The organism is Pseudomonas sp. RSB 5.4, from assembly GCF_037126175.1.
In the GTDB taxonomy this organism is placed as follows: domain Bacteria; phylum Pseudomonadota; class Gammaproteobacteria; order Pseudomonadales; family Pseudomonadaceae; genus Aquipseudomonas; species Aquipseudomonas fluorescens_H.
Genome location: NZ_CP146986.1, coordinates 987,614 through 1,003,064 on the forward strand (window position 1 = coordinate 987,614; position 15,451 = coordinate 1,003,064).

The window sequence follows — 15,451 nt, forward strand, 5'->3', positions numbered from 1 at the left end:
ATGCATTTCAGCGAACTGATGGCTGTTATTTCCACCCATGCGATCCGCCTTCAACAGGAAGATGAAGACCTGGTCATTCTGGGCAGCGACGACGCGCTGGACGATGCGTTGTGGGACAGCCTCAGCGAACACAAGGCGCAGCTGCTGGAACTGGTCGCGCAACACGGTGGCGACTGGCTGAGCCCGGCGTTTCGCATCACCCCGGACATGCTGCCGCTGGTGACGCTGGATCAGCCGACCATCGATCGGCTGGTCGCCAATGTGCCCGGCGGCGCCGCCAACCTGCAGGACATTTACCCGCTGGCGCCGCTGCAGGAAGGCATGCTCTATCTGCATCTGTCGGCGCCCGCCGGTGACCCTTACGTGTCGCAGGCGCGGTTCGCCTTCGACAGCCGCGAACATCTGGACGCCTTCGCCGAGGCGTTGCAGTGGATGATCGAACGCCACGACATCCTGCGCACCTCGTTCGTCTGGGAACGCCTGGACGAACCGCTGCAAGTGGTGCAGCGGCAGGCTCGTCTGCACTGCGAAGAAATCGCCCTCGCGCCGGGCGCGGATGTCCTGACGCAATTGCTGGAACGCCACGACCCTCGATTCTTCCGCCTCGACATCCAGCAGGCGCCGCTGCTGCGTCTGGTCTACGCCATGGACCCGGACAACGGTCGTGTGGTCGCGCTGTTGCTGTTTCATCACCTGATCATGGACCACGTCGCCCTCGATGTGGTGCGCCGCGAAACCCGCGCGCACCTGCTCGGCCAGACCGCGCAGGTCGGGCCGGCGGTGCCGTACCGCGATCACCTGGCCAAGGCCCGCCTGCGTCTGGACGAGCAGGTGCACGAAGCGTTTTTCCGCGAAATGCTCGCCGACATCGACGAGCCGACCTTGCCCTGTGGTCTGCAGGATGTGCAGGGCGATGGCCAAGGCATCGAAGAAGCCTTGCTGATGCTCGACACCGATTTCAGCCGGCAACTGCGCGGCCAGGCGCGTCAGCTCGGCGTCAGTGTGGCGAGCCTGATGCACCTGGCGCTGGCGCGGGTGCTCGGCCAATTGTCCGGGCGTACGGCGGTGGTGTTCGGCACCGTGCTGCTGGGGCGGATGGCGGCGGGAGAGGGTGGCGAACAGGCGCTGGGGATGTTCATCAACACCTTGCCGCTGCGCGTGGATGTCGGGCAGGACGGCGTGCGAGCCGGGGTGCTTGCAACCCATCGACGCCTGACCGCGTTGCTCGGCCATGAGCAGACCTCGCTGGCTCTGGCCCAGCGTTGCAGCGCGGTGGCGGTGCCGACGCCGCTGTTCAGCGCGATCCTCAACTATCGCCATAGCAGCAGTGAAGAAATCGCCGAAGTCAGCGAACTGGCCCCCGGCGTGCAAGTGCTGGGCGCCCGCGAGCGCACCAACTACCCGCTGACGATCAACATCGACGACCTCGGCGAAGACTTGCGCATCACCGCGCTGGCCGATGCGGCGCTGGGCGCCGAACGCATCGCCGCTTATCTGCACACCGCGTTGCACAGCCTGCTGCAGGCCTTGCAATCGACCCCGGATGCGCCGCTGCAACGCCTGAATATTCTGCCGGCCGCCGAGCGCGAATACCTGCTGCACGGGGTCAACTCGCCGTTGCCGCAGTTCCCGGAAGCGCCGCTGATTCATCAGCAATTCGAAGCCCATGCGGCGGCGCGCCCTGAGGCCACAGCGCTGCTGTTCGAGGCGCAGACGCTGAGCTACGGCGAGCTGAACCGCCGCGCCAATCAGCTTGCGCATCACCTGCTGGCACAGGGGATTCGCCCGGATCAGCGCGTGGCGATCTGCGTCGAGCGTGGCCCGCACATGATCATCGGCCTGCTCGGTATCCTCAAGGCGGGCGCCGGTTACGTGCCGATCGACCCGGCGTATCCACTGGAGCGCATCGCCTACACCCTGCAGGACAGCGCCCCGGTGGCGGTGCTGACCCAGGCCGATACGCTGGACCGGGTTGGCGCGCTCAACGTGCCGATCATCGCTCTGGACAGCCTGCAGTTGCAGGCTGAACTCAGCAGCAATCCGCAGATTCCCGAGCTGACTCCAAGTCATCTCGCCTACGTGATCTACACCTCCGGTTCCACCGGGCTGCCCAAAGGCGTGATGGTCGAACACCGCAACGTCACGCGCCTGTTTTCGGCGACCCACGACTGGTTCAACTTCAACCCGCAGGACGTGTGGGCGCTGTTCCATTCCTTCGCTTTCGACTTCTCGGTGTGGGAAATCTGGGGCGCGCTGGCGTTTGGCGGCCAGTTGTTGCTGGTGCCGCAGGCCGTCAGCCGCTCGCCGGACGACTGCTACGCGCTGCTGTGCCGCAGCGGCGTCACCGTGCTCAATCAGACCCCGAGCGCCTTCCGCCAGTTGATCGCCGCGCAGGGGCGCAGCCCGTTGCAGCACTCGTTGCGCGAAGTGATTTTCGGCGGCGAAGCCCTGGAACCGGGCCTGCTCAAACCGTGGTACGCGCGGGTCGGCAATGCCGGTACGCGGCTGGTGAACATGTACGGCATCACTGAAACCACGGTGCACGTGACCTATCGCCCACTGCAGGCAGCGGACGCACTGCTGGTCGGGCGCAGCCCGATCGGTGTCGGCATCCCCGACCTGCAGCTGTACGTGCTCGACGCGCAGCGCGAACCGGTGCCGGTCGGTGTGATCGGCGAGTTGTACGTCGGTGGCGCCGGGGTTGCCCGCGGCTACCTCAACCGCGAGACGCTGACTACCGAGCGCTTTATTGCCGACCCGTTCAGCGGCCGTGCCGAGGCGCGTCTGTACAAGACCGGTGACCTCGCGCGCCGGACGGCGGATGGCAGCCTTGAGTACCTGGGGCGTAACGACGATCAAGTGAAGATCCGTGGTTTCCGCATCGAACTCGGTGAAATCGAAGCTCGCCTGGCAGCCTGCACCGGTGTGCGCGAAGCGGTGGTGATCGCCCGCGAAGACAGCCCCGGCGATCAGCGTCTGGTCGCCTACTGGCTGGCCGCCGAAGGCGCTGAGCCGAGCGCTGCGCAATTGCGCGACGAGTTGCTGCTGTCGCTGGCCGACTACATGGTGCCGAGCGCGTTTGTGCGCCTCGATGCGTTGCCGCTGACCAGCAACGGCAAGCTCGATCGCAAAGCCTTGCCACAACCGGACAGCGAGGCGTTCGCCCGTCGCGGTTTCGAAGCCCCGCTGGGACCAGTGGAAGAGCTGATCGCCGGGATCTGGCAGACCCTGCTCGGTGTCGAGCAGGTCGGGCGGCATGACAATTTCTTCGAACTTGGCGGTCATTCGCTGTTGGCGGTGAAACTGATCGAACGCATGCGTCAGCACGACTTGCAGTGCGACGTGCGCGTGCTGTTCGGCCAGCCGAGCGTGGCGGCACTGGCGGCGACCTTGAGTCACCGTCACGCCCTGCGAGTGCCGGACAATCGGATTCCTGCCGATTGCCCGCGGATCACCCCGGACATGCTGCCCCTGGCGACGCTGGATCAGGCCGCCATCGACCGCGTGGTCGCCACTGTGCCCGGCGGCGTTGCCAATGTGCAGGACATCTATGGCCTGGCACCGTTGCAGGCAGGGATCCTCTATCACCATCTGGCGACCAGCGCCGGTGACCCGTACGTGTTGCAGGCGCAATTCGCCTTCGCCGGACTGGCGCAGATCAAGGCCTTCGTCCGTGCGTTGAACGCAGTGATCGAACGCCACGACATTCTGCGCACCAGTGTGGTCTGGGAAGGGCTTGAAGAACCGGTGCAAGTGGTCTGGCGCGAGGCGCCGCTGGCGCTGGAACGGGTCGATGCCGACCTGCTGGTCGGCGATGTGCTGGAGCAGATGCAGGCACGGTTCGATCCGCGGCACTATCGCCTCGACCTGCGCCGCGCACCGCTGATGCGTCTGGCCTACACCGAAGATCGTGAACAGCAACGCTGGGTTGGCATCCTGTTGCTGCACCACATCGTGCTCGACCACACCGCACTGGAAGTGTTGCTCGCGGAAATGAACGACAGCCTGTACCCGAGCGGCGTCGATCTGCCGCCGCCGGCGCAGTACCGCAACTACGTGGCGCAGGCGCAACAGCAGGCCAATGCCCAGGCGCATGAAGCGTTCTTCCGCGACATGCTCGGCGACATCGACGAGCCGACCGTGGCCTTCGGTGTGCAGGACGTGCATGGCGATGGCAGCACGATCATTGACAGTGAGCAGGCGCTGGACGCTGGCGTGGCCGAGCGGTTGCGCGAGCAGGCGCGCCGCCTCGGCATCAGCGCGGCCAGTCTGGTGCACCAGGCCTGGGGCCAGGTGCTGGCGCAGGTTTCGGGGCGCGAAGAGGTGGTGTTCGGCACCGTACTGCTCGGGCGCATGCAGGGCGGCGAGGGTGCCGATCGCGCACTCGGCATGTTCATCAATACCTTGCCGCTGCGGGTCAGCGTCGGCGCGACCGCGGTGAAGCAAGGCGTGCGCGCTACTCACGAACGTCTGGCGCAATTGCTGGCACATGAGCAGGCCTCACTGTCGCTGGCCCAGCGTTGCAGCGGTGTTGCCGCGTCGCTGCCGCTGTTCAGCAGCTTGCTCAACTATCGCCACAGTGCGGCGGAACCGGCAGGCGTGACCTGGGACGGGATCGAGATTCTCAGCTCGCGCGAGCGCAGCAACTATCCGCTGGTGGTCAGCGTCGATGACCTCGGCGCAGGTTTCCGCCTGAGCGTGCAGGCGGTGCCGCAAGTGGATGGCGCGCGGGTCTGCGATTACTTGCAGACCGCGCTGCACAACCTGCTGACCGCCCTCGAGCACAATCCGGCCACGCCGCTGCGGCAGATTTCGGTGATGTCGCCGAGCGAGCGGCAGCGGGTCCTGGTCGGGTTCAACATCACCGGTCGCGACTACCCGCCGGCGCAGACCGTGCAGCGTTTGTTAGAGGCCCAGGCGGCCTCGCACCCCGAGGCATTGGCGGCGGTGCAAGGCACCCAGCAGTTGAGCTATGGCGAACTCAATCAGCGGGCCAATCGCCTGGCGCATCACCTGATCGGCCTTGGCGTGCAGCCCGATGACCGGGTCGCCCTGTGTGCCCGGCGCAGCCCGGACATGCTGGTCGCGCTGCTGGCGATCCTCAAGGCCGGCGCCGGTTATGTGCCGGTCGATCCGGCGTATCCGCCGGAACGCATCGCCTATCTGTTGCAGGACTGCGCCCCGGTGGCCGTCGTGGCGCAGGCATCGACCCGCGATCTGCTCGGTGGCGTGCCGGTCATTGATCTGGACAACGACCTCTGGCAGCACCTGTCGGATGCCAATCCGCAGGTGCTGGCATTGACGCCGAAGCATCTGGCTTACGTGATCTACACCTCCGGCTCCACTGGCCAACCGAAAGGGGTGATGGTCGAGCATGCGACCCTGGAAAACCTCGTGCACTGGCACGCTGAAGCCTTCGACTTGCAGGCCGGCAGCCAGACTGCGAGTGTCGCCGGCTTCGGGTTCGATGCGATGGCCTGGGAAGTCTGGCCAGCGCTGTGTGTCGGCGCCACTTTGCACCTGCCGCCGGCGTCGATCCGCAACGAGCACCTCGACGAGCTGCTCGACTGGTGGTGCGCGCAGCCGTTGCAGGTCAGCTTCTTGCCGACGCCGGTGGCCGAATACGCGTTCAGCCGGCAATTGCAGCACCCGACCTTGCGTACGCTGCTGATCGGTGGCGACCGACTGCGTCAGTTCAGTCGCCAGCAAACCTTCGCAGTGATCAACAACTATGGCCCGACCGAAGCGACGGTGGTCGCCACCTCGGGGCCGGTCGAGCTTGACCAGCCGTTGCATATCGGCCGCCCGATCGCCAATGCCAAAGTCTACGTGCTGGACGCTGAACAGCGCCCGGTGCCGGTGGGTGTGGCGGGCGAGTTGTATGTCGGCGGGGCGGGCGTCGCGCGCGGCTATTTGAATCGCCCCGAGCTGAGCGCTGCGCAGTTCCTCTTCGATCCGTTCAGCGACGAGCCGCAGGCACGCATGTACCGCACCGGCGATCAGGCGCGTTGGCTGGCCGACGGCAACATCGAGTACCTGGGGCGCAACGACGATCAGGTCAAATTGCGTGGCGTGCGTATCGAACTCGGTGAAATCGAAGCCGCGCTCGGCAGCCACGCTGCGCTGCAGGAAGCGGTGGTGCTGGTCCGCGACGGGCGGCTGATTGCGTGGTTCACCGAGCGCACGGCGGTCGATATTCAACAGTTGCATACGCATTTACAGGCACGCTTGCCGGATGCGCTGCTGCCGGCGGCTTACGTGCGGCTGGACGCATTGCCGCTGACCGCCAACGGCAAGATCGACCGCAAGGCCTTGCCGGAACCGGAGCATGGCGCGTGGCTCAGTCGCGAGTATCAGGCCCCGCAAGGGCCGGTCGAGACGGCGCTGGCGCAGATCTGGATCGACGTACTGAAAGTCGAGCGCGTCGGGCGTCAGGATAATTTCTTCGAGCTGGGCGGGCATTCGCTGTTGGCGGTGAGCCTGATCGAACGCATGCGCCAGATCGACCTCGCGGCCGACGTGCGCGTGCTGTTCAATCAGCCGACTCTGGCCGCATTGGCGGCTGCCGTGGGCAGCGGTCGCGAAATCGAGGTGCCGGCCAACCGCATTCCGCCGGGCTGCACGCACATCACCCCGGACATGCTCAGCCTGACTGAACTCGATCAGGCCAGCATCGAGCGCATCGTCGCCACCGTGCCGGGCGGGGCTGCCAACGTGCAGGACATCTATCCGCTGGCACCGTTGCAGGAAGGCATTCTTTACCACCACTTGAGCGCCGAACAGGGCGATCCGTACTTGCTGCAATCGCGGCTGATCTTCGACAGCGTCGAGCGTCTGCGCACCTTCAGCCATGCCTTGCAGCAGGTCATCGAGCGCCACGACATTCTGCGCACCAGTGTGGTCTGGGAAGGGCTGGCGAGTCCGCAGCAAGTGGTCTGGCGTCAGGCGCCGCTGGTGGTGCAAGCGGTGCCGCTGGATCCGGCGCAGGGCGATGTTCTTGAGCAGTTGCACGCGCGGTTCGATGCCCGGCACAACCGCCTCGACCTGAGCCAGGCGCCGCTGATGCGCATCGTCTACGCCGAGGACCCGGCGCAGCAACGGGTGGTGGCGATCATCCTGTTCCAGCACTTGATTCTCGACCACACCGCCATGGAGGTGGTGGGCCAGGAAATGCGCGCGTTCATGTTCAATCAGGCCGACAGCCTCGGCACGCCGATGCCGTATCGCAACTACGTGGCGCAGGCGCGTCTGGGTGCCAGCGAGCAGGAGCACGAAACGTTCTTCCGCGACATGCTCGGCGATATCGATGAACCGACCCTGCCGTTCGGTCTGCACGACGTGCAAGGCGATGGCGGCGACATCGAGGAGGCGCAGCAAGCCGTGGATGCCGGGTTGACCCTGCGCCTGCGTGAACAGGCGCGGCAGCTGGGTGTCAGCCCGGCGAGCCTGATGCACCTGGCCTGGGCGCAGGTGTTGGGCGTGCTTGCCAATCGCCGCGATGTGGTGTTCGGCACGGTGCTGTTGGGTCGCTTGCAGGGCGGCGAGGGCGCGGATCGCACCCTTGGCGTGTTCATCAATACCTTGCCGCTGCGGGTGGATGTCAGCGAAGGCGTGCGCGCTGCGGTCAAGACCACCCATGCACGACTGACCGCGCTGCTCGCCCATGAACATGCGCCACTGGCGCTGGCCCAGCGCTGCAGCGCAGTATCCGGCGCGCCGCTGTTCAGCGCCTTGCTCAACTACCGGCATAGCGCCGCCGAGGCGCAGCCGCGTGACGGTCAGGGCATCTGGGAAGGCGTGCAATTGCTCGGTGGCGAAGAGCGTAGCAACTATCCGCTGACCCTCAGCGTCGACGATCTCGGCGAAGCCTTTTCCCTGTCGGTGCTGGCGTTGGCGCAGATCGGTGCGCAACGGATCTGCGGCTACATGCACACCGCGCTGGAACATCTGGTGCACGCACTGGAGCAGACGCCACAGCGTGCGCTCAACCGTTTGCCGATTCTTTCGGTGGAGGAATACGAGCGCTTGCTGGTCGGATTCAACCCGACCGCGGCGGCGTATCCGCGCGGTGCAACGATTCAGGCGCTGGTGCAAGCGCAGGCCGAGCAGCAGCCGCAGGCATTGGCGGTGGTGCAGGGCACGCAGCAACTGACCTATGCGCAGCTCAATCAGCAGGCCAATCGCCTGGCGCAGCACTTGCTCGGCCTCGGCGTGCAGCCGGACGACCGGATTGCCGTGTGCCTGCAACGCGGCCCGCAGATGCTGGTGGCGCTGCTGGCGATTCTCAAGGCCGGCGCCGGTTATGTGCCGGTCGATCCGGCGTACCCGACCGAACGCATCGCCTACCTGTTGCAGGACAGCGATCCGGTGGCGGTGCTGGCGCAGGGCTCGACCCGCGAGTTGCTGGGCCGGGTGCCGGTGATCGATCTGGACAACGCCCTCTGGCAACACCTGCCGGCTACCAATCCGCAACTGCCGACGCTGACTCCGGCGCATCTGGCCTACGTGATCTACACCTCAGGTTCGACCGGCCAGCCGAAAGGCGTGATGGTCGAACACGTGACCCTGGAAAACCTCGTGCACTGGCATTGCGAGGCGTTCGACCTGCGTGCCGGCAGCCACACCGCCAGCGTCGCCGGTTGCGGTTTCGACGCGATGGCCTGGGAGGTCTGGCCGGCGCTGTGTGTCGGCGCGACCCTGCACCTGCCGCCGCCGTCGATCAGCAACGAACACCTGGATGAACTGCTCGACTGGTGGCGCGCGCAACCGTTGCAGGTGAGCTTCCTGCCGACGCCGATTGCCGAATACGCCTTCAGTCGTGAGTTGGGTCATCCGACTTTGCGCACGCTGCTGATCGGCGGCGACAAGTTGCGGCAGTTCTCGCGTGAGCAGACATTCGACGTCATCAACAACTACGGCCCGACCGAGGCCACGGTGGTCGCCACCTCCGGACAGGTCAATGTCGGGCAGTTGCTGCACATCGGCCGGCCCATCAGCAACGCCCGGATCTACCTGCTCGATGAACAGCAGCGTCCGGTGCCGGTTGGCGTGGCGGGTGAGTTGTACGTCGGTGGCGCGGGTGTCGCCCGTGGTTATCTGAACCGTCCCGAGCTGACCGCCGAACGCTTCCTCGAAGACCCGTTCAGTGACGAGCCACAGGCGCGCATGTACCGCACCGGCGACCTCGCGCGTTGGTTGGCCGACGGCAATATCGAGTACCTGGGGCGTAACGACGATCAGGTCAAACTACGCGGCGTGCGGGTGGAACTGGGTGAAATCGAAGCCGCGCTGTCCAGCCATCCGGCAGTGCAGGACGCGGTGGTGCTGGTGCGTGAGGCGCGGTTGATCGCCTGGTTTACTGCTCGCACAACAGTCGATATCGAGGATCTTCGCGCGCATCTGCAAGCGCGCCTGCCGCAGGCACTGGTGCCGGCAGCCTACGTCCGGCTTGAGGCGCTGCCGCTGACCGCCAACGGCAAACTCGACCGCAAGGCCTTGCCCGAACCGGATCAGGACGCCTGGCTCAGCCGCGAATACGCCGCGCCGCAAGGGCCGGTGGAAACCGCGCTGGCGCAGGTCTGGGCCGAGGTGCTGCAAGTCGAACAGGTCGGGCGTCACGACAACTTCTTTGAACTGGGCGGGCATTCGCTGCTGGCGGTGACCCTGATCGAGCGCATGCGTCAGCTCGGCCTGAGCACCGACGTGCGCGTGCTGTTCAGCCAGCCGACCCTCGCCGCGCTGGCCGCCGCCGTCGGCAGCGGTCGCGAAGTCGCGGTGCCGGCCAACCTGATTGCGCCCGGTTGCACGCGCATTACCCCGGACCTGCTACCGCTGGTGGAGCTGGATCAGGCCAGCATCGAGCGTATCGTTGCAACGGTGCCGGGCGGTGCCGCCAACGTGCAGGACATCTATCCGCTGGCGCCGTTGCAGGAAGGCATTCTTTATCACCACCTGAGCGCCGAACAGGGCGATCCATACCTGCTGCAATCGCGCCTGGCATTCGACAGCCTTGAACGCTTGCAGGCCTTTGCCGCCGCGTTGCGTCAGGTCATGACGCGTCACGACATTCTGCGCACCGGAGTGGTCTGGGAAGGGTTGGCGACGCCGGTGCAAGTGGTCTGGCGCGAAGCTCAACTGCCGCTGCAGGAAGTCGCACTCGACCCGGCCGCCGGTGACGTACTCGCGCAATTGTTTGAGCGTTTTGACGCGCGGCATTTCCGCATCGACCTCAGTCAGGCGCCGCTGATTCGCCTGGTGTATGCGCAAGATCCGGCCAACGACCGGGTGGTTGCCATGCTGCTGTTCCATCACATCGCCATGGATCACACGGCGCTGGAAGTGGTGCAGCAAGAATTGCAGGCGCTGCTCTTTGGTCACGGCGAAGCCCTGATCCCCGCCGTGCCGTATCGCAATTACGTGGCGCAGACCCGGCTGGGTGTCAGCGAGCAGGAGCACGAAGCATTCTTCCGCGCGATGCTCGGCGAGATCGACGAACCGACGCTGCCGTTCGGTCTGCTCGATGTGCATGGTGACGGCCATGACATCGAAGAAGTCCGGCAGCGGGTGCCCGACGACTTGGCGCGGCGCTTGCGCAGCCAGGCGCGGCAGATGGGCGTGAGTGTCGCGAGCCTGTTTCATCTGGCGTTTGCCCAAGTATTGGCGGCGACCTCCGGGCATGACCGCGTGGTATTCGGCACCGTGCTGCTGGGGCGGATGCAGGGCGGTACCGGCGCTGATCGCGGTCTGGGAATGTTCATCAACACGCTGCCGCTGCGGGTGGATCTGGGCGATGTTCCGGTGCGTGCCGGGGTGCGCGCCACCCATGCGCAACTGACCGCATTGCTCGGCCATGAACATGCGTCACTGGCATTGGCCCAGCGTTGCAGCGGGGTGGCGGCGCCGTCGCCGCTGTTCAGCGCCATGCTCAACTACCGGCACAGCGTCAGCGAAGAACAGTTGCAGGCCAATCGCCTGGCCTGGCAAGGCATCGAAAACCTGTCCAGCGAGGAACGAACCAACTACCCGCTGAGCTTCAACGTCGATGACCTGGGTCAGGGCTTTGACCTCACGGCCATGACCCCTTCGCAGGTTGGCGCGGCGCGGGTGTGTGGCTACATGCAGCAGGCGTTGGCGGGGCTGGTCGAGGCGCTGGAGCAGGCACCGCAGCAGGCCTTGAACCGCCTGCCGGTGCTGGCGGATGCCGAGCGCCAGCAGTTGCTGTTCGGCCTGAATGCCACGCAGGTCGATTACAACCTCGATCAGACCATTCATGGCTTGTTCGAGGCGCAAGTGGCGCTTACGCCGCAGGCGCCCGCCGTGGTCGCGGGGGAGCAGCAACTGAGCTACGCCGAACTCAATGCCCGGGCCAATCAACTGGCGCGGCATCTGCGTGATTTGGGCGTAGGGCCGGATGCGCGGGTGGCGATCTGCGTCGAGCGCGGTCTGGACATGGTGGTCGGGCTGCTGGCGATCCTCAAGGCCGGCGGCGGTTATGTGCCACTGGACCCGGCGTATCCGCTGGAACGGCTGGCTTACATGCTTGAGGACAGCGCGCCGCTGGCGGTGCTGGTGCAGGGAACCACGCGTTCGTTACTCGGTGACGTTTCGGTGCCAGTGATCGACCTCGATCAGCCAAACTGGCAGTCGCTGCCAGAGGAAAACCTGCATGTCACTGAGCTGACCCCGAATCACACCGCCTACGTGATCTACACCTCCGGTTCTACCGGCCAACCGAAAGGCGTGATCAACGAACATTGCGGGGTGGTCAACCGCTTGCTGTGGATGCAGGACGCCTATCAACTGACCTCCAGCGACACGGTGTTACAGAAAACCCCATTCAGCTTCGACGTCTCGGTCTGGGAGTTCTTCTGGCCGCTGATGACCGGCGCCCGGTTGGTCATGGCCCGGCCCGAGGGGCACAAGGATCCGCAATACCTCAGCGACATCATCGAACGCGAGCACATCACCACGCTGCACTTCGTACCGTCGATGCTCGACGTATTCCTCGCCCACGGTGACAGCGCACGTTGCAGCAGTCTGCGGCAAGTCATGTGCAGCGGCGAAGCATTGCCGGGCAGCGTGGTGCGGCGCTTCAAACAGCAACTGCCGGACAGCCAATTGCACAACCTCTACGGCCCGACCGAAGCCGCAGTGGACGTGACGGCGTGGAACTGCGCCGGCCCTCTGGAAAGCACCCCGGACAACACGCCAATCGGCAAACCGATCGCCAACACCCGGATGTACATCCTCGATGCCCAGCAACAACCGGTGCCGCACGGCGTGGTCGGCGAGTTGTACATCGGCGGCGTGCAGGTGGCGCGCGGTTATCTGAATCGTCCGGAGCTGAACGCCGAACGCTTCCTCAACGATCCGTTCCAGAGCAATGGGCGGATGTACCGCACCGGCGACGTCGCCCGCTATCTGCCGGACGGCAACATCGAATACCTGGGCCGCAACGACGATCAGGTGAAGATCCGTGGTTTGCGCATCGAACTCGGCGAGATTCAGGCGCGCCTGACGCAGATCGACGGCATTCAGGAAGCCGCCGTGCTGGCCCGCGAAGATGCATCCGGCGACAAGCGTCTGGTGGCGTACTACACCGGGGCACGCCTGGAAATCGACGTGCTGCGCAGCCACTTGCTGGAGCATCTGCCGGACTACATGGTGCCCGCGCTGTTCGTGCATCTCGATGCATTGCCGCTGAGCCCCAACGGCAAACTCGACCGCAAGGCGCTGCCGGCCCCGGATCAGGCCGCATTGCCTGTGCGCGAATACGAAGCCCCGGTGGGCGAGGTGGAAATCACCCTCGCACGGCTCTGGGCCGAGTTGCTCAACGTCGAGCGGGTAGGGCGCCACGATCATTTCTTTGAACTGGGTGGTCACTCGCTGCTGGCGGTCAGTCTGATCGGCCGGCTGCGTCAGGAAGGCATGGAAGCCGATGTCAGGTCGCTGTTCGAACATCCGACCCTGGCCGGCTACGCCGCAATTACCGAACGAATGGAGATCGTCCTGTGAACGTGATCGAACTGTTGGCCACATTGAAGGCTAAAGATATTCAGCTGGCGGTCGCGGACGACCAATTGCGGGTCAACGGCAACAAGCAGGCGTTGAACGACCCGGCGTTGCTGGCGCTGTTGCGCGAACACAAACCGGCGCTGATCGAACTGATCAAGGCCGGGCAGTACTCGGCCAGCAAGCACGGCCAGGTCGAAGTGCCGGCCAACGGCATTGTTGCGGGTACCACGCGCATCACCCCGGCGATGCTGACGCTGGTCGAGCTCGATCAAACCACCATCGACCACCTCGTCACACAAGTCCCCGGCGGCGCCGCCAACGTGCAGGACATCTACCCGCTGGCGCCGTTGCAGGAAGGCATCCTTTATCACCACGTCAGTGGCGGAGAGGGCGATCCGTACGTCATGCAGTCGCACTTTGCCTTTGACAGCCGTGAGCGTTTTCAGGCGTTCGCCCAGGCCCTGCAAAGCGTGATCGATCGCCATGACATTCTGCGCACCGCTGTTCATTGGGCGGGGCTGGACGCGCCGGTGCAGGTGGTCTGGCGTCGGGCCGAACTGCCGGTGGAAGAAGTGACGCTGCCAGGCACCGACAGTGACGTTTTGGTGTATCTGCACGAGCGCTTCGACGCCCGGCACTTCCGCCTCGACGTCACCCAGGCGCCGCTGATGCGTCTGGCCCACGCCTGGGATGAAGCCGGGCAACGGGTGATCGCCACGCTGTTGTTCCATCACATGGCGCTCGACCACTCGGCGCTCGACGTGGTGCGCCACGAAATGCGCGCGTGCCTCACCGGGCAAAGTGAATTGCTCGGGCGCCCGGTGCCGTTTCGCAACTACGTGGCGCAGGCGCGTCTGGGCGTCAGCGAGGCCGAGCACGAGGCGTTTTTCCGCGAAATGCTCAGCGATATCGACGAGCCGACGCTGCCTTATGGTCTGCAGGATGTGCAGGGTGACGGCAGTGAAATCGTCGAACTCAGCGTGCCGGTGCCAACGTTATTGGGCCAGCGTCTGCGGGCGCAGGCGCGAACCCTTGGCGTAAGTGTCGCGAGCCTGTTCCACCTCGGCTGGGCGCAGGTGCTGGCCGCGCTGACCGGCAAGCAGCAGGTGGTCTTCGGCACGGTGCTGATGGGTCGCATGCAGGGCGCCGAAGCGATTGACCGGGCGCTGGGGATTTTCATCAACACCTTGCCCTTGCGGGTGAACATCGACGGGCAGGATGTGCGCGCGGCGGTCAACGCCACCCACGCACGGTTGACCACGCTGATGCGTCACGAACACGCACCGCTGGCCCTGGCTCAGCGCTGCAGCCACGTGGTGGCGCCGACCCCGCTGTTCAGCACACTGCTCAATTATCGTCACAGCCACAACGTGGCCACTGCCAGCGCCGAAACCCTCGCGGCGTGGCAGGGCATCACCACCCTGCACTCAGAAGAGCGCACCAACTATCCGCTGACGATGAGTGTCGATGACCTCGGTGACGGTTTCAGCCTGACCCTGTTGGCCAGCACCCAGACCGATCCACAGCGCATCTGCGATTACCTGCACTGCGCGCTGGAAAACCTGCTGCTCGCTTTGGAGCAGGCGCCGCAGACACCGGTCAACCAACTACCGATCCTGCCAGCGGCGGAGCTTGCGCAGGTACTGCTCGACTTCAATGCCACTCAAGTGGATTTCCCGGCTGCACAGACCATCCAGCAACGTTTCGAGGCGCAGGTGGCCGAACGGCCGGACGCGCTGGCGGCAGTGTTTGCCGATGCGCAATTGACTTACGCCGAACTCAATCAGCAGGCCAACGCCTTGGCGCAGCACCTGATCGGCTTGGGCGTGAAACCGGATGATCGCGTGGCGATCGTCGCCCGCCGCGGGCTGGACACCCTGGTCGGGCTGGTGGCGATCCTCAAGGCCGGCGCCGGTTACGTGCCGATTGATCCGGCGCACCCGGCCGAGCGTTTGAACTACCTGCTCGACGACAGCGCGCCAGTCGCCGTACTGACCCAAAGTCATCTGCGCGAGCGACTGCCGGCGCTAAGCGTGCCGGTGCTTGACCTCGACCGCCGCACTTGGCCGCTGACTGCCACACAAAACCCGCAGGTAGCGGGCCTGAGCACCGCAAATCTGGCCTACGTGATCTACACCTCCGGCTCCACCGGCCTGCCCAAAGGGGTGATGGTCGAGCACCACACGCTGAGCAATCTGGTCGACTGGCACTGCACCGCGTTCGACCTGTGCGCCGGACGTCACACCTCAAGCCTCGCCGGTTTCGGCTTCGATGCGATGGCTTGGGAGGTCTGGCCGGCGTTGTGTGCGGGCGCGACCCTGCATCTGGCGCCGACCCACGAGGGCGGCGAGGACATCGATGCCTTGCTCGCGTGGTGGTGCGCGCAGCCGCTGGACGTGAGCTTCCTGCCGACGCCGGTGGCCGAATACGCCTTCAG

Annotated in this window: 2 protein-coding genes (1 of these 2 only partly in view); both read left to right on the top strand. The window is 65.3% G+C overall.

From position 1 onward, the window contains the following. The gene (locus tag V9L13_RS04285) at positions 1-13,014 is read left to right on the top strand and encodes an amino acid adenylation domain-containing protein (RefSeq protein ID WP_338801597.1); all 13,014 of its coding nucleotides are present in this window, start codon (positions 1-3) and stop codon (positions 13,012-13,014) included. Further along, a protein-coding gene (locus V9L13_RS04290) for a non-ribosomal peptide synthase/polyketide synthase (RefSeq protein WP_338801598.1) crosses the window boundary here: on the top strand, positions 13,011-15,451 show its 5' end (the start). It continues 15,403 nt past the right edge of the window; 2,441 of the gene's 17,844 nt are visible here — the first part of the coding sequence; its start codon is at positions 13,011-13,013; the stop codon falls past the right edge of the window. Before V9L13_RS04285 ends, V9L13_RS04290 begins: the two co-directional genes overlap by 4 nt.